A 14,703-nucleotide genomic window follows, 5' to 3' on the forward strand; every position below is an offset into this window, starting at 1 on the left:
GCTCCGAAGCGATACGTTGTCCGGCCGCGAGCAGGTCACGAACGGCAGCGATGGCGCGGGTGGTCTTGGCCGGGCTGCCCTTTCGTCGTGCCCGGCGCAGCTGCTCGATCCGAGCGTCACGTGACTCCATGGAGATCGCCATGAGAGACGGGCCGACGAAGCCCGACGTCGTGATCTCTCCCTCCGACCTTCGCCACGTCGTGGTGTCGAAGCCCCCTCAGATCTCCGGCTGCTTCATCGACGCGATCTCCCTGACGCACCTGCCAGTGATGCCACACCCCTGGCCGGAGGACGCAGCTGGCCGCGTCGGCCGATTCAACGGATTGAACGAGCTCGCCTGGCTTCGTATCAGCGGCCCGGCCGAGGTAGACGTCGTGGCATCGATCGTGACGGTTTAGACGGCAATGAGCGACGACGAAGCAGAACAGATCGGTACGCCAAGCTGACGGACCGGGTCCGCTGACGAGCCGGATCGAGGTCAGGTGGAACCTGGCCAGGCATGTTGGAACTACTGGAGACTTGTCGCAGTGCGGACAAGGTCGGCGACGGCTCTGGACCGACCGTGCGGTGGCCAGGCGATCACGGTGGTGACTTTCGGCGCGTCCAGCACGGGTACGGCGGCGAGGTCACCGGGCAGTTGGGCTCGGCATGACTCCGGTGAGACCGCGCAGGCCCGGCCGAGCGCGACGAGCTGCAACAACTGCGCGTGGTCGCGGACCTGCGGGCCGGGGCCGGGCGGGTAGGTGCCGTCCGGGCCAGGCCAACGTGGCAGAGGAAGGCCCGGCAGCCCGGTGATGTCGGCCATGTGCACATGGTCCCGGACAGTGAGCGGATGCCCGGCCGGCAGGACCACAACCTGGCCCTCCGTGCTGAGCTCTTCGGTGTCGAACCCGGCCGTCGAGTCGAACGGCCGGTGCAGCAGCGCCACGTCGGCCCGGCCCTCGCGCAGAAGTCGTTCCTGCTCGGCCGGGCCGCACAGGATGACGTCGACGGCGACCGTGCCGGGTTCGGCGGCGTACGCGTCGAGCAGTTTCGCCAGCAGTTCGCGGGACGCGCTGGCCTTCGTCACCAGGACCAGGCCGGGACGCCCGGTCGCGGAAAGGGCAGCGCGGCGCGTCCGGCGCTCAGCAGCATCGACCGCGCCGAGGGCCGCCCGGCCCTCGGCCAGCAGCACCGAACCGGCCTCGGTCAGCGTGACGGTGCGGCTGGTCCGATCCAGCAGCGTTGCCCCGAGCCGGCGTTCGAGCTGCTGGATCGCCCGTGACAGGGGCGGCTGCGCGATCCCGAGCCGCTGCGCGGCGCGACCGAAGTGCAGCTCTTCAGCGACAGTGACGAAATAGCGCAGTTCCCGGGTCTCCATACGGCCACGTTACCCCCGATCAATACCCGGACGGTATCGTTGCCCACCCGATCGGTCTTGGACCCCCGCCGGAGTCCGAGGGCAGCATGGTCCCCATGAGCGAACGAACGATTGCGCTGATCACCGGCGCGAACAAGGGAATCGGCCACGAGATCGCCGCGGGCCTGGGCGCCCTCGGCTGGAGCGTCGGCGTCGGCGCCCGCGACGATCAGCGCCGTAAAGCGGCAGTGGAAAGACTTCGCGAGGTCGGCGTCGATGCGTTCGGCGTACCACTGGATGTGACCGACGACGCGAGCGTCACCGCCGCCGCACGGCTGATCGAGGAACAGGCCGGGCGCCTCGACGTGCTCGTTAACAACGCCGCCATCACCGGCGGTTGGCCGCAGGAGCCCACCCGGGTCGATCCCGCCACCATCCGGACGGTCGTGGAGACCAACGTGATCGGCGTCATCCGCGTCACCAACGCGATGCTGCCGATGCTGCGCCGCTCTGCTTCACCCCGGATCGTGAACATGTCCAGCAGCGTCGGCTCCCTCACCCGGCAGTCAGGAACCGCTGCTGAGCAGACGACGGGTCCGGTGGCCGTGGCGTACGCGCCGTCGAAGACGTTCCTGAACGCCGTCACCCTCCAGTACGCCCGGGAGCTGAGCGGCACGAAAATCCTGATCAATGCCGGCTGCCCCGGCTACGTCGCGACCGACCTCAACGGCTACCGCGGCGTGCGCACCCCCGAACAGGGCGCGGCGATCGCCATCAAACTCGCGACCCTGCCCGACGACGGCCCGACCGGCCAGTTCTTTGAGGACGCCGGCGTAGTGCCCTGGTGATGTGCACGGCGGTCATCACCCGCCAGGTGAGGCGGGCTTCATCCGCGCATCTCGAACAGGCTCATCGCCTGTGACGGCTGTCCCGGCCGCCTTGCGGCCGGGGCGGCCCGCGCGGGCGGCGGACCTACACCTCGGTCCCGTAGATCCGCAGCTCCACGCCTTCCGCATCGGCGCAGGCGAACAGGTCCTCCAGCGTGCGCAGCCGGACGCTTGGACGGTCTGGGACGGCGAAGCCGCGGGCCGCCAGCAGCGGGCGGACCGCAGCCGCTTGATGTGTCGCATCCGGTCCCGGATCCAGAGCACCTCCTCCGGGGCGGGCTGGCGCTCGAACTCGGCCCCGTGCCCGCCGGGGCAGCGAGAGCTTGGAGCATCACATCCACCCCGCCTCGCCCGCGGCGTGATCCTCCTCCGCGAAGCGGAGCCGGGCGCCTCGCGTACGTCGCGGTAAACAGGTCTTAGTTGCCGTTTTCCCGGGCCTCGTAGTCTGTCAGGCCGACTCTGAGGAGGGACGGGACAAGGGCGTGCAGGTACCAGGCGAGGTCGGTGAATTTCGGCGCGCCCGGGATGCCTCGGCGGTAGATCGTGGGGAGGAAGGAGAGTTCCCTGCGCTGGGGCTGGAGCACGAGCATGCCGCCGGTGCCGGCCTGTGGGTGGTACACGTTCAGAGCGACGGTGTAGGGCAGGTTCGCCGTGGCGTCCAGTTCCGCGAGCACGGCGTTGAGACGATCGGGGGTGCTGTCGTACCAGTCGTGCATGTCGTCTGCGTCATTGACCATGTACGAGATGTAGCCGGGACGTTCCTCGGCGCACCAGCCCGCGGGGGTGAGCACCTCCAGCAGGGCGCGCATGGTGGTTGGGTGCTGGAAGGTGAAGTCGATGTCTGCTTGTCGGTTTCCCACGTGCGTCTCCGGGCGCTTGATCGGTCGCGTCGCATACTCCCCGCTGTGCAAGGTGCCGTCGAGCCGATTTCCCCGGGGAACGCCGCTCCAGCCGTCGGGCGACAGACGTTTTGACTGCACCGCGCTCGTGCCGGCCGGTTCCTCGGTCGGCTGCGGGGCCGGTTGTGAGCATCGGGGTTCTCCACCCCGGCCCGCATACCAGTAACTGAGTGCGCGGTGTTCCCGTACTCGGTGGGACCGGAAGGCGCCCATCAGGAGGAGCTGGACCTCGACTTCGGGACCGAAGCCGACGTTCGCGGAAGGAGACGTACCGGGTGATAGTGCTGCCATGCCCCTGTAACGGGCAACCGTTCTCGAGGAAGGCTGTCCCATGGCTAACGTCATGTCTCCGATCGTCGCGGAGCGCATCTGGGCCCTGCCGCTGTCAGGGTCTGCCGTCAAGTTCCTCCAGTACCTCGTCGCTCGCAGCGACTTCGGGGGCACACTGCCGGTCCGGCAGAAGGACATGGCGGCCGAGTACGGGGTCACCCCGCAGGCGGTCAGCGGGCTCATGGCGCCCCTGTGCGACCTGAACATCGTGCTCAGGCCGCGCAGCGAGGAGCGCAACGGCAACTCCTACCGGCTCCACCCGCTCGCGGCGAAGGACGGGAGCCCTGAGGCGATGGAGGCTGCGCTCCGTGCAGCGCTCGTCCGCATCCAGGCGGGGGACCTGCCGAACCTGAAGCTGCCGACGTACCACCAGGCGCCGCCCACCCCGACGGGCCGCCCGAAGCTCCAGGTCGCCTGACCTGGGCGAGAGCCGCACAAGACGGAAGGCCTTCCACCGTGGTGGAGGGCCTTCCGCGCCTGAGTAACTTGGTACCTCCACTATATCCGCTGCGGCCCGGGTCGGGACAGTTGGATTACGCCGTGCATGCCGATCGTGTCCCGCGGCGGGTTCTGGCATCCATACCTCGAGACGACGCCCTCGGCAGGATCATCTTGCGACAGGGGACCCGGTTCTCCCGCAAGCCGTGTACCTGGTGCTATGAGTGGGACACGGATCACCGGCTCACTGCCGTGACTACCTCCGAGGGGACGCGCTGGAGGTAGCGGAAAAGATCGCCGGGCAGCCGTCGGTTCTGGCTACGGTTCGGCTCGTGCCGGTGGAGTTTGGGGTGGTGGGCTTCACGTGGACGCGGCGCGCGTGGCAGTCGCGGCAGGCTCCGACACCGAGGTGATCTTGGTGTCTCACGAGTGATCGTTACCCGACGTCCCAGGAGTCCTCTCCGCTTCCTTCCGCCAGTGGTCGAGGTTCTGTCGAATGATCTGCACGTGAAGGTGTTCCGGGCCCAGTACCCGCACCGTGGACTCCAGCAGGCTGGCGAGGGCCTGTGCGGCTCCGGCCGCATCCCCCGCCCGCCCCCGCATGGTGGCGAGGTTGTTCCGGGTGGTGAGGGTGTGGGGGTGGTTTTTGCCCAGCACCCTCTCTCGGTCGGCCAGGAGGTCGGCGAGGGCCTGTGCGGCTCCGGCCGCATCCCCCGCCTCCCCCAGCATGATGGCGAGGTTGCCTCGGGCGGTGAGGGTCTCGGGGTGTTCTTCGCCCAGCACCCTCACTCGGTCGGCCAGGACGTCGGTGAGGTCCTGTGCGGCTCCGGCGGCATCCCCCGCCTGCCCCCGCCAGGTGGCGAGTTGGCTTCGGGTGGTGAGGGTGTGGGGGTGGTCGTTGCCCAGCACCCGGGTCTGGTCGGCCGCGAGGTCGGCGAGGTCCTGTGCGGCTCCGGCCGCATCCCCCGCCTCCCCCCGCCAGGTGGCGAGGTTGCCCCGGGTGGCGAGGGTGTGGGGGTGGTCGTTGCCCAGCACCCGGGTCTGGTCGGCCAGGAGGTCGGTGAGGGCCTGCGCGGCCCCGGCCGCGTCCCCTGCCTCCCCTCGCAAGATGGCGAGGTTGTTCCGGGCGGTGAGGGCGCCGGGGTGGTCTTCACCCAAGCGGCTGCCGGTGGTGTCGGTGAGGTGCTGGAAGTGGTCGATGGCGGTAGTGACCTGACCGGATTCACCGAGGCTGCGGCCGAGGCGGTACAGCACTGGGTGCGCGTCCGGCTGGTACAGGGCGTCTTCGGCGTAGCGAGTGAGGGCGTCGGTGTTGGCGCGTAGGGCCTGGGCGAGGTCGGTGTCGCGCTCGACGGCGGGCCAGGCGGCCCCCAGTGCGTCGGCGGCGGTACGCGCGGCCTGGTCGTACTGGTGGGGGGTGAGGGTGTCGCGGGTGGTGCGCTGGATGAGCTGGTGGACGCGGACGGCCTGGTGGGGGGTGCCCGGTTGGTGGTCGATGAGGCTGAGCCGGTCCAGGGCGCGCAGGGTGCGTACCGCGTCCGCGGGGGAGACAGGGGTTTGTTGCGGGGTGGGGCCGGTTGTGGTGCGGTGTGCGGCGAGGTGGGTTCGGGCGCTCTGGCCGGTGAGGACGTCTTGGGGGATGCCGTTGGCGTCGAGGAGTGCGGCGAGGTGGAGCATGGGGCGGGCCAGGCCGGCGGGGCGCAGTGTGTCGGCGCGGTCGATGGACAGGGACCAGGCGGCAGCGAGGGCGGTGGCCTGCTCGTCGGGCAGGGTGTCGGGGGTGAGGTGGTCGAGGGTGGTGGCGCGGTCGGCCAGTAGATGTCGGTAGGCGGCAGCGGATTCGCCGGAGTCGATGAGGTAGGCGGTGGCTTGGGCCAGGGCCAGGGGCAGGTGTCCGAGGTCGTGTGCGAGGGCGGTGAGCTGGTCTGCGGGCTCGGTGCGGCCCTGAGCGTCCAGGGATGCGGTGAGGTAGGCGAGGGATTCGTCGGGGGTGAACAGGCCGACTTCGATACGCCGACGGCCTTCACTGAAGCGGGCGGCGTCGCGGCGGCGGGTGGTGAGCAGTACCCGGCCGTGGGGACTGGCCGGCGGCCACAGGCTGTAGCGGTGGGCGGGATCGTCGGGGTGGACGATGAGGTCGCCGGGATCGGCGAGGTCGTCCAGGACGATCAGCCATCGGCACGGCCGCTGCCCGGGCTTGGGAGCCAGCCAGGCCAGGAACTGTTTCGCAGCTGTTCGGGGTTGTCGGTGTCGGCCCGGCATAACTCGACACCGGCTTGCGCGAACCCGCTCACCACGGCCGACCGGGCGCTCGCGGTCACCCAGACCAGGACGTCCAGGCCGCCGTCGTCCCAGGCCGCGCGGGCATAGTCGGCGGCGAGCTGGGTCTTGCCGACGCCGCCCATCCCAGTCAGCACCTGGGAGAGCACCGCGGTACCGCCGCCCTCGACCGCCTCCCGCAGCCGGTCTCCCTCCCCGCGGTGCTGAAAAGACCGTGCCGGCAACGGGATCACACCGACCTGGTGCGGCCAAGCCGGGCTGCTCTTCGCGGGCAGGTGGTACTGGTGGGTGATGGAGTTGTTGTCGCCGGTGAGGAGGTCCCGGACCGTGATCTCGTTGCCGTCGCCGGAGACTCCGAGGCCGATGTCACCGCCGGCTGACAGTCCGCGCTCGCCCGGCACCGTCTTCCCCGGGCCGCCCTCGTTCTTGCTGCGTCGGAAGGTGCTCATGGGTGCTGGTTCCCGTCGCCGGTGACGGCCTCGCCGATACTGCCGTCCGCGGCCACGCCGCGTTCTCCGGGAACGGCCAGGCCGCCGCCGGCGCCGACGGCGCCCCCTGCGGCTGCTGGCGGTTGGGGCCCGGGGGCAGGCGTGGTGAGCTGGTTGTTGTCGCCGGTCACCGCCCGCCCGATCCCGCCGCGGGCCTGCACGGACCGGGCACCGGCCACTGGCGGAGTGCCCTCGCCGCGGGTGAGCACGAACACCGACACAGCCAGCCCGATCACCCCCACGCCGGCCCCCACCACGCTGGCGACCTTGTCCGCCGTCTCCAGGTCCGCCAATCCCACGACCAGCACCAGTCCCACGACCACCACGGCGCACATCACCGCAACAGCCGCCCACGCCTTCCGCCTCGCCACCCGAACCCCCTTGTCCAGCTGTCCTTCCGGGCCGGCCCGTCCCTGGGCCGTCCATCGAACCTAGCGGCCGGCGGGCCCGGACGGGTGGGGTTCACCCCGGACGGTCCTGAGGGCGGCGAGAGCGCTGCAGCGGTCGGCTTCCACCGCTTGCGGTGCCGAACGCGACGCCCCTTGCTTGCAGCTGGTGGCAGCGTTCTTACCGGCGCCTCAGGATGACGACGGCTCGCCCCGCTTCCGCTACGCCTCCCCGCGCAGGCGTCGGGCGATGTCGATGTCGTTCTGCAGTGCGCTGAGGCGGGGGTACGGCTCGCGGGTGGCGTCCAGGACGCAGACGTGGAGCTTGTCGCCGGCGCAGGGCGCCGCCACGTTCTCGTCCCACCAGGACGGGTGCTTCACCTGGTCGATGAAGCCGAATACGCCCTCGTGCCCGTCCACCTCGACCTTCGAGCCCACGGGCGCTACCCCGACGATCGTCACGTCGAGTTCTTGGTGATCGTGGAATCTCAACTCGGTCCTCCATAGACGTCGACCCAGCTGCGACGCTGGGTCAGTTCGTTGAACCGGTCGAGCTTTTCCACCGGTATCTCAAACTCCAGCCGGACAGCGCCGTTCGGCCCGTTCCTGTCATGAACCTTTACGTGGTCGCCGAATTCCTCGAGGAACCGCGGATGCATCTCGTACTTCACCATCCCCTTGGCGAAGTTGGCTCCGGTCGGCCCAGCGTACTCGGCGGCCACCGCCCGTTCGCCGAAGTAGATCTTGCCGTCCGAGATGATGCCGCCGCCGATGTCCACCCCCGGCTGGTGGTTGGCAGGGTTCGGGCCGTGGTCCAGCTCGTACTGGGCGTGGGCCCCCTTCGGCGTGCGGTAGATCGGGACGTAGTCCGGTGCGAGGCCCAGGTAGTCCGTCCACGCATGCGGGTTCGCCACGTAGGTGAAGGGGTTCGGCGCCGGGGTGAGGCCGAGGGGATCCGAGGTGAGGTAGCGGCCGTTCTCGGGGTCGTAATGGCGGAAGTAGTTGTAGTGGAGGCCCGTCTCGGGATCGGCGTACTGGCCCGGGAAGCGGAGCGGCGTGTAGGCGGTGCTGTTCGCCGCCCACGTCGTGAGGCCCCACAGCGTGGACCTGGTGTGCCATGCCACGTTGCCGGAGTCGTCGACCATCTCGGTGGGAGCCCCGACCAGGTCGGTGACGATCGCGAAGAACCGCGAGTCCACCTCTTCCCTCGATGCGTCGAGGATGCGTTCCGTCTGGGCGATCGGCCGAATGTCCTCGTGGTCCCACGTGAGGGCCACGACGTGGGGCTGCTCAGTCGAGCTGCTGATCTGCTCGCACAGCGTGTTTCCGTCCCAGGTGAAGTCGATCCGCTCGGCTACCCTCTCGCCGTCTTGCGCCAGACGGAGCTTGGCCGTGCGGCGGCCGAGCGGGTCGTAGAGATAGCGCCACTGGGTGCCGTCAGGGGTGGTCGCGGAGACGAGGCGGTCCTCGGCGTCCCACACGTAGTGCCATACGTCCGGCTTCCGTGACAGACGGGATTTGCGTCGCATGGTGACGCGGCCGAGCCCGTCGTGTTCGTAGCGCACGGCCCCGGCGCGGGTGAGGCGGTTCCCGTCGTAGGTGCGCGCGCCGTTCGCCTCGTTGCCGGGATGGTCCGTCGGCCAGGAGGCGAAGGTCTGGTTCCCCGCCTGGTCGTAGGCATAGCTCTCGTTCCAGCCGGCAGCGTGCACCGCGGTGACCCGCCCGGCCGGGTCGAGCTCGTACTCGAAGCGCCCGCCGGCTGCGTCGTCGACAGCGGTGAGGTGGCCGTCCGCACGGTAGCTGTAGTCGCGCTGGAGCACGCGGGCACCGGTCGGGCCGGTCACGGACTGCGCCGTGAGCAGCCCGGCGGGGCTGAAGGCGTGGCTGAGGACGAGGGAGTCGCCGATCCGCCGCGCCACCTCGCGGCCTGCGGCGTCGTACGTGAAGGCGATGGAGCGGCCGGAGGCCGTCATCGCCGTGCGGCGGCCGGCACGGTCGTAGCTCCATGTCGCCGTCGCGCCGGTCGGCGTGGTACGGCTGGTACGGCGCCCCAGGCCGTCGTAGGTGTACGCGAGTGTGCGTCCGTCGACGGTCTCCGACAGCAGCTTGCCCTCGCGGTCGCGCAGCAGAGTGACTCTCGTGCCGTCGGGTCCCTGGGCCTCGGCGAGTTGGTCGGTGAGGTCGTAGGCGTAGCTGGTGATGCTGCCGGCCGCGTCCTTGCGGATGATCTGGCCGATGGCATTGCGCTCGAACGCGGTCGTCTGGCCCAGTGCGTTCGTGCGGGAGGCGAGAGCTCCGGTGGCCTCGTACGTATAGGTGACCGTACGGTCGTCGAAGTCCGTCTCGGAGGTGAGGCGTCCCGCGGCGTCGTACGTGTAGTTCCAGGTCAGGCCCTGCGGGTTGGTGACTTCCGTGAGACGCAGCTCGGCGTCGTGCCGGAAGGCGTGGCGGACGCCGTCGGGGCCGGTGCGCGCCGTGAGGACGTCGAATTCCGTGTATTCGAACCGGGTGACCCCGCCGAGCCGGTCGGTATGGCTGGTGCAGTTCCCCTCACCGTCCCAGGTCCAGCTCTCGGCGGCGCCGTCCGCGTGGACGCGGCGGGCGAGCCGGCCTTCGACCGTCCACTGAAGGCACGTGGTGGCGCCAGTCCCGTCCGTGATGGAGGTCGGGCGGCCGAAGGCGTCCCGCACGAAGCGTGTCGTGGCCCCGAGCGGATCCGTGACCTCGACGGGGAGCCCGGCGCCGTCGCAGCGGATGGTGGTCGTGTGGCCCAGGGGGTCGGTGACGGAAGTGAGGGCACCGGCTTCGTTGTAGGCGAAGAGGGTGGTTCTGCCCATCGAGTCGGTGGTCGCGACGCGGTTGCCGCGCTCGTCATAGGAGTACCGGACTACCTGGCCGTCGGCCCGTTTGACGTGGACGGGCAGGCCGAGCTCGTTGTGCCGGGCCGTCGTTCCGCGCCCGTCGGGGCGTGTCACGCTGACCAGATGGCCCTCGTCGTCATAGCCGTAGGAGGTCGTGCGGCCGAGCGCGTCGGTCTGCGCGAGCAGACGGTTGTGGCGGTCGCGTACGTAGCGCGTCGTGTGACCGAGGGGGTCGACGTCGGCCACGATCCTGTACCGGTCATCGACGAGGTACCGGCGGGTGTGGCCCTCGCCCGTGACGGTTTCGGTGACCCGGTGGCCCGTCGCCTCGTCGACGGCGTCATAGGCCAGGTTGAGCACCATGTGCCCGTCGCCGCCGCCCTCCGCGATGCAGCGGTTCTGCTCGTCGTACTCGTACGTGTAGGACCGGTCGTTGGTGTCGGTCCACGAGGTGATGCGGGCGCGGTCGTCGTAGGCGAAGCGCAACGGCAGCCCGGAGGAGTTGGTGACCTCGGTCAGGTTCCCGTCGGTGTAGCCGTAGGCGAGGATGCGCGGGCCGCCGTCGAGGTGCAGGGCGGTGATGCGGCCGTCGGCGGTGTCGAAGCGGAGGCGGTGGCCGGCGGAGTGGGTGATGCCGAGCGGGGTGCCGTGTTCGTCGTACTCGAAGGTGACGAGGTTGCCGTTGCGGTCCTCGAGCTGGGAGATCGGTGCGATGCCGTCGCCGTCCGGGTCGCCGGCAGGCGGGGTGAAGCGGCGGACGTGTCCGGTCTCGGGATCGGTGAGGGTCCAGTCCCCGTCAGGGGTGCGCTCCAGAGGGTGGCGCGGTGCGGAGGCGGACAGCGGTACGACGGGAACACCAGGTGCCGGATGCGGGTACGCCACCACCAAGCCGTCCTCGGTGACGAGCACGGCACCCTCGGCATCGATCTCCAGGTGCTGGTCGACCGTCGAAGTCCACGTGGGGCCGAACCAGCGGCCTGCGGTGTAACCCGATTCCGCGCGGCGGACGAAGACCAGCGGCAGGGTGCCCGGGAGCACGATGTCGGTCTGCGGCAGGAACATCCGGCCGGTGGCCAGGTCGATCGGGTCGGTGTTGTCGTACCGCTTGGCGAGGTCCGGTGTCTCGCTCACGTGCGGACCGTCCGCGGTGTGCCCGGCGCGGGCCGGGCCCTTGAGGTCGTCCACGTGCTTGGCGGCGGTGCCGAGCTTCTTCAGTGAGCCGAGGCCCTTGGAGCCGACGAGTTCGGGTATGAGCTTGCCGATGCCCTCGGAGGGGTCCTTCATGAACTCGTCGAGCATCTGCTTGCCCGCGCCCATGGGGTCGTTGGCCATGGTGACCAGGCCCGCGGCCGTGGAGTTCAGGTTCGTGAGGTACTCGGCGGGATGGGTCAGGTTGTACGGATCCATCGGGTTCAGCGCCCGGGCGAAGTTGACGATACCCGCCGTGCCCTTGACCACGCCGCCCACCAGGTGGGTGGAGGCGAGGTCCAAATAGTCCATGCCGTCGCCGAGCTGCTGGGCGTAGGAGGGCTTGGGCGGGGCGGCGTCGCGGGCGGCGCGGACGGCCGCGGCGGTGGTGTCGGCGACCTCGTTGCGCTGCTTGCGGGCGCTGTCGAGCTTGTCCTGGGCTGCGGTGGCCAGCGTCTCGCCGGGGTCGACGAAGTCCTTGGCGTCGACGGGCCTGGGCGGCAGCGGGTCCTTCTTCGCTTCCACCGCTTCCTTGTAGGCGGTGACCTTCTTGTTGTGGGCGCTGCGAGCGTCGGTGGAGACCTTCTGGGCGTGCTGGTACTCCTCCAGGGCCTCCTTGGCCTTGCCCTGGGCCCACTCCACGGTCTCGGCGAAACGATTCATCGCGTCGGCGGCCTTGCCGAAGGCGTCGGCGGCCTTGAACCAGCGCGGCGGCTCCTTGGCCACCGTCTCGCGGAACGTGTCCGCGGTCTTGCCCTTGAGGCCTTCGGGCTGGGTCATGGCCTTCAGACCGTTGCCGACCGACTCGAAGGCCGTCTTGAAGTCGTCCAGGTGCGAAACCTGCGCGCGGATCTTGGAGACGCTGCCGTAGATGAGTTTCTTCGGGTCGTCGGTCTGCCCGAGCTCCAGCTCGGAGACGTCCGCGCCGAGCTGGTTGGCCGCCGAGCGGCTCTTGTCGCGGATCCAGTCGCCGGCCTCGTCGAGGCCGACTTCCTCGGCCAGGTCGGCCGTCTTGTCGCCGGCCCACTCGATGGCGTCGCCGACCTTCTCGACCGCGTGCTCGGCCTTGTCCTCGATCGAGTCCGGTATGAAGTCCCGCCAGCCCATCAGTTACCGCCCCCGTTGCCCTTCGTCTGCTCCAGCAGGTCCTTGAGCGACCCGATCTTGCCGGTGGAGGTCACCGTGTCCTTGGTGTCCGACCAGGTCTGCTTGATGTCCTGCGCGCCCTTCTCGAACGATTCGGCGCTGTAGTCCGGCTTGTAGACGTCCGCGCTGAAGATGTCGTCCCAGGACTTCTGCTCGATCTCGTCCTCACTGGCATGCGGGTTGCCGTACGCGGCGTTCGCGACCACCTTGAACGCGCCCTGCACGTACTGGTCCTCCTCCCACACCGTCCCCGCGGCGATCCCGAGATTGCCCGCGAGGGCGGAGGCGTTCTGGATCAGGCTGCGCACGCCCCACTCCCAGCGCTCACAGAAGTCCTCGAAATCCTTCGACAGCGTGCCGTGCCCGGCCTCCATCGCGGTCATCGACAGGTTCTCGAACCCCGCCCCCTGCGAGGCCCCCGCCGCATCCCCCGACTCGCGCAACTCCGCTATCGCCGCCCGCAGCCCCTTCTGCACCAGGGCAACCGCCTGCGGGGACACCTCGAGGTCACCGTCACCGGCCATCAGGCCACCCCCGCAGACTCGGACTCGACGTCCACGGCACACCCATCGGGCACGATCCCGGCGACGGGCGGGAACAACATCGACCCGTCCGCATCCGCCACGTTCACCGCCACTCCGGCGGGGCCGTCCACCTCCGGAACGACCGCATCCACCAGACGCGCACCCAGAACCGCCAAGTAGGGCCATTCGCGCTCGGCTTCCCCACGGGCCTCAGCGAACCGGGCCAGGGCTTCCTCGTCCGTGAACGCGTAGAACCACCGGATCCCACCGGAGACGGCGGACAGCAACCCGCCGTCACCGTCGGTGGAACCACCGGCAAGGGGCACGAGTAGTACTGCCCGCCGGAACTCACCCACCAGACGACCGGGATCCCCGGTGCCCGTTCGATATGCGGCTATCTCTGCGGTTAGTTCCACGGTCTGCATCCCCCTTCAGGGCGGTCGACACCCGGAGGGAACCATACCTTGATCGGCAAATCATCCTATTGAGGACGCGCGGGAGCCTGCGCGTCGTTGGATCCTGCGGAGCGGCGGAGGCGGGGCAGTTGGGTCACGCAACGTTCTTGCGCGCTTCAGCGCACCGCAGTGAGCCGGCGACTCACGCACCGCCCGGGGCACCCACGACCGTGGTGCTTTGTGTGTGATGGGAATTATGCGTCGTTTTCCGGATTCGGCGAAAGTGCTCGAGAACGCCCTGTCGCTCGCCTAGAGTTGCAGGTCAGAAAGTCTGCTCCCCGCACCCGCGGGGATGACCCCCCGCTATTCGGGCGCCGTCGGACGCTGCCGGGCAAGCCGTCGCGGCGGTTAGTGATTGCCCCGCACCGGGCCCGGGCGCGACCATCGGCCCCGCGATGGCCTTCGCCTGGGCGGCGGTGAACACCATCGCGGGGAGCCGGGCACCGCAGCCGGAGACAGCTGACGGAGCTGGGTGTTCCGCCGCCGTGCGCCGGGCACAGAGACACCACACGGGGTGCGGCGGAAGGGGCGGTGGGGGCATGAGACGAGTGGACTGGTGGGTCGCGTTCAGCGCGGTGCTGTGGGCCGGGGCATGGGGGGTACTGGGCTGGATCGTGCTGGACGCGGACCTCCAGAGCACCGAGGATCTCCTCGGCTGGTGGTTGATACCCATCGCCTTCGCACCCCCCATGTTCGGCGGCATCGGCCTGCTCTTCTTCGACGACGACGAGATCGGCGGCGGGGTGTCCGACGACTGCGAACTCAGCTCGCGGGGGCTGAACGGCTGCGGAGGTTGCGGCGGCTGAGGGCCGAGTCAGGCGTCCGGGTGAACACCCGGCGCGCCGCACCCCGCTCCGGCCCCACCACACGTTGAACTGTGTCAGGCGTCGATGTCGGCCTGCTGGCACTGCCCGATTGCGCGTCCTCGGTCGGCCAGCCATGAGAGGAAGGCGCCGGATTGGGACTTCAAGCCGTCCCCTGAGGCGACCGCCGAGATCGCCAGTCTGCTCGCGCCCGGCAACAGCAGGCGCTGAAGCCCGGCACGCCCGTCCCCGAGTCGTAGTCGGGGGGCCTGCGGGCTACCGGAGCACGACCGTGACGCCGCGCCGCTCGAGGAGTTGCACGATTTCCTCGAAGTAGGAGAGCTGGCCCTCCGGATCCTCCACAACGTCCGCCAGTGCGCGGTGTGCGACTTCGGAGTCATGCCAGGTCAAGGTGAAGGGCGGGGCCACTCCGAATCCACCGCACAGGCAGTCCTTGAAGGCGTTCCACTCCCGGCCGAAGTAGCGGCCAGGTCCGAGCAGGGCCTCGGCGATTGCGCAGTGCAGCCCGGGGACGTCCGTGACGAACCGGCCGTCGAGGTGGTACTCGCCGCCGGAGCGGTCCGGTCGGGGCGTGGGCACCCGCCAGGCACGGGTGGTGAGGTCGAGCCACGCGGCCCTGCCCTGTGAGTCGTACGGCGCCCACATGTTGGGGGCTGCC

General features: G+C 69.7%; 14 protein-coding genes and 1 pseudogene. 4 read left to right on the forward strand and 11 right to left on the reverse strand.

The window, feature by feature from the left end:
* The first annotated feature begins 128 nt into the window (after window positions 1-128).
* Window positions 129-398: a hypothetical protein gene (locus AB5J51_RS39530; RefSeq protein WP_369780056.1), complete on the forward strand. Its 270-nt coding sequence runs from the start codon at window positions 129-131 to the stop codon at window positions 396-398.
* A 110-nt stretch (window positions 399-508) separates the two neighbouring features.
* On the opposite strand, the gene AB5J51_RS39535 is transcribed toward AB5J51_RS39530, so the two are convergent.
* Window positions 509-1,360, reverse strand: coding sequence for a LysR family transcriptional regulator (locus AB5J51_RS39535; protein WP_369780057.1), 852 nt, complete (start codon window positions 1,358-1,360; stop codon window positions 509-511).
* A gap of 95 nt (window positions 1,361-1,455) precedes the next feature.
* On the opposite strand from AB5J51_RS39535, the gene AB5J51_RS39540 reads away from it, so the two are divergent.
* Window positions 1,456-2,187, forward strand: a complete 732-nt coding sequence (locus AB5J51_RS39540) for an SDR family oxidoreductase (RefSeq protein WP_369780058.1) — start codon at window positions 1,456-1,458, stop codon at window positions 2,185-2,187.
* 127 nt (window positions 2,188-2,314) lie between these two features.
* Here the strand turns inward: AB5J51_RS39540 and AB5J51_RS39545 are convergent.
* Window positions 2,315-2,464 (reverse strand): annotated as a pseudogene (locus tag AB5J51_RS39545) (IS5/IS1182 family transposase); the annotation flags it as partial.
* 178 nt (window positions 2,465-2,642) lie between these two features.
* Complete coding sequence (locus tag AB5J51_RS39550; RefSeq protein ID WP_369780059.1) at window positions 2,643-3,086, reverse strand: hypothetical protein; 444 nt, start codon at window positions 3,084-3,086, stop codon at window positions 2,643-2,645.
* Window positions 3,087-3,456: 370 nt separating this feature from the next.
* Here AB5J51_RS39550 and AB5J51_RS39555 point away from each other — a divergent pair, with 370 nt between their 5' ends.
* Window positions 3,457-3,873 carry a hypothetical protein gene (locus AB5J51_RS39555; RefSeq protein WP_369780060.1) on the forward strand — a complete coding sequence of 139 codons (417 nt, stop codon included), beginning with the start codon at window positions 3,457-3,459 and terminating at the stop codon, window positions 3,871-3,873.
* A gap of 443 nt (window positions 3,874-4,316) precedes the next feature.
* On the opposite strand, the gene AB5J51_RS39560 is transcribed toward AB5J51_RS39555, so the two are convergent.
* The 7 genes from AB5J51_RS39560 to AB5J51_RS39590 all read right to left on the reverse strand — a co-directional run bounded on the left by AB5J51_RS39560 (window position 4,317) and on the right by AB5J51_RS39590 (window position 13,191).
* Entirely contained in the window at window positions 4,317-6,155 is a 1,839-nt protein-coding gene (locus AB5J51_RS39560) for a tetratricopeptide repeat protein (protein ID WP_369780061.1), read from the reverse strand.
* Complete coding sequence (locus AB5J51_RS39565) at window positions 6,062-6,622, reverse strand: hypothetical protein (protein ID WP_369780062.1); 561 nt, start codon at window positions 6,620-6,622, stop codon at window positions 6,062-6,064. The genes AB5J51_RS39560 and AB5J51_RS39565 overlap by 94 nt, the downstream gene beginning before the upstream one ends.
* A complete protein-coding gene (locus AB5J51_RS39570) occupies window positions 6,619-7,032 on the reverse strand; it encodes a hypothetical protein (protein WP_369780063.1) in 414 nt (137 codons plus the stop codon). Before AB5J51_RS39570 ends, AB5J51_RS39565 begins: the two co-directional genes overlap by 4 nt.
* Before the next feature lie 237 nt (window positions 7,033-7,269).
* Window positions 7,270-7,539: a hypothetical protein gene (locus AB5J51_RS39575; protein WP_369780064.1), complete on the reverse strand. Its 270-nt coding sequence runs from the start codon at window positions 7,537-7,539 to the stop codon at window positions 7,270-7,272.
* A complete protein-coding gene (locus AB5J51_RS39580; RefSeq protein ID WP_369780065.1) occupies window positions 7,536-12,203 on the reverse strand; it encodes a putative T7SS-secreted protein in 4,668 nt (1,555 codons plus the stop codon). Before AB5J51_RS39580 ends, AB5J51_RS39575 begins: the two co-directional genes overlap by 4 nt.
* The gene (locus AB5J51_RS39585; RefSeq protein WP_369780066.1) at window positions 12,203-12,766 is read right to left on the reverse strand and encodes a hypothetical protein; all 564 of its coding nucleotides are present in this window, start codon (window positions 12,764-12,766) and stop codon (window positions 12,203-12,205) included. The genes AB5J51_RS39580 and AB5J51_RS39585 overlap by 1 nt, the downstream gene beginning before the upstream one ends.
* Window positions 12,766-13,191, reverse strand: coding sequence for a hypothetical protein (locus tag AB5J51_RS39590; protein ID WP_369780067.1), 426 nt, complete (start codon window positions 13,189-13,191; stop codon window positions 12,766-12,768). Before AB5J51_RS39590 ends, AB5J51_RS39585 begins: the two co-directional genes overlap by 1 nt.
* A 569-nt stretch (window positions 13,192-13,760) precedes the next feature.
* On the opposite strand from AB5J51_RS39590, the gene AB5J51_RS39595 reads away from it, so the two are divergent.
* Window positions 13,761-14,027 (forward strand): hypothetical protein, encoded by a 267-nt coding sequence (locus AB5J51_RS39595; RefSeq protein WP_369780068.1) that lies wholly within the window; start codon window positions 13,761-13,763, stop codon window positions 14,025-14,027.
* Window positions 14,028-14,300: 273 nt separating this feature from the next.
* Here the strand turns inward: AB5J51_RS39595 and AB5J51_RS39600 are convergent, their stop codons facing one another.
* Window positions 14,301-14,690 carry a barstar family protein gene (locus tag AB5J51_RS39600; protein WP_369780069.1) on the reverse strand — a complete coding sequence of 130 codons (390 nt, stop codon included), beginning with the start codon at window positions 14,688-14,690 and terminating at the stop codon, window positions 14,301-14,303.
* Window positions 14,691-14,703 lie beyond the last annotated feature (13 nt).

It is taken from the genome of Streptomyces sp. R33, assembly GCF_041200175.1.
In the GTDB taxonomy this organism is placed as follows: Bacteria; Actinomycetota; Actinomycetes; order Streptomycetales; family Streptomycetaceae; genus Streptomyces; species Streptomyces katrae_B.

What these genes read in the sequence shown, in the direction of transcription:
- AB5J51_RS39530 (WP_369780056.1), top strand. Translation starts at nt 129, where the DNA reads ATGGAGATCGCCATGAGAGACGGGCCGACGAAGCCCGACGTCGTGATC.
- AB5J51_RS39535 (WP_369780057.1), bottom strand. Translation starts at nt 1,360, where the DNA reads ATGGAGACCCGGGAACTGCGCTATTTCGTCACTGTCGCTGAAGAGCTG.
- AB5J51_RS39540 (WP_369780058.1), top strand. Translation starts at nt 1,456, where the DNA reads ATGAGCGAACGAACGATTGCGCTGATCACCGGCGCGAACAAGGGAATC.
- AB5J51_RS39555 (WP_369780060.1), top strand. Translation starts at nt 3,457, where the DNA reads ATGGCTAACGTCATGTCTCCGATCGTCGCGGAGCGCATCTGGGCCCTG.
- AB5J51_RS39560 (WP_369780061.1), bottom strand. Translation starts at nt 6,155, where the DNA reads ATGCCGGGCCGACACCGACAACCCCGAACAGCTGCGAAACAGTTCCTG.
- AB5J51_RS39565 (WP_369780062.1), bottom strand. Translation starts at nt 6,622, where the DNA reads ATGAGCACCTTCCGACGCAGCAAGAACGAGGGCGGCCCGGGGAAGACG.
- AB5J51_RS39580 (WP_369780065.1), bottom strand. Translation starts at nt 12,203, where the DNA reads ATGGGCTGGCGGGACTTCATACCGGACTCGATCGAGGACAAGGCCGAG.
- AB5J51_RS39585 (WP_369780066.1), bottom strand. Translation starts at nt 12,766, where the DNA reads ATGGCCGGTGACGGTGACCTCGAGGTGTCCCCGCAGGCGGTTGCCCTG.
- AB5J51_RS39590 (WP_369780067.1), bottom strand. Translation starts at nt 13,191, where the DNA reads ATGCAGACCGTGGAACTAACCGCAGAGATAGCCGCATATCGAACGGGC.
- AB5J51_RS39595 (WP_369780068.1), top strand. Translation starts at nt 13,761, where the DNA reads ATGAGACGAGTGGACTGGTGGGTCGCGTTCAGCGCGGTGCTGTGGGCC.
- AB5J51_RS39600 (WP_369780069.1), bottom strand. Translation starts at nt 14,690, where the DNA reads ATGTGGGCGCCGTACGACTCACAGGGCAGGGCCGCGTGGCTCGACCTC.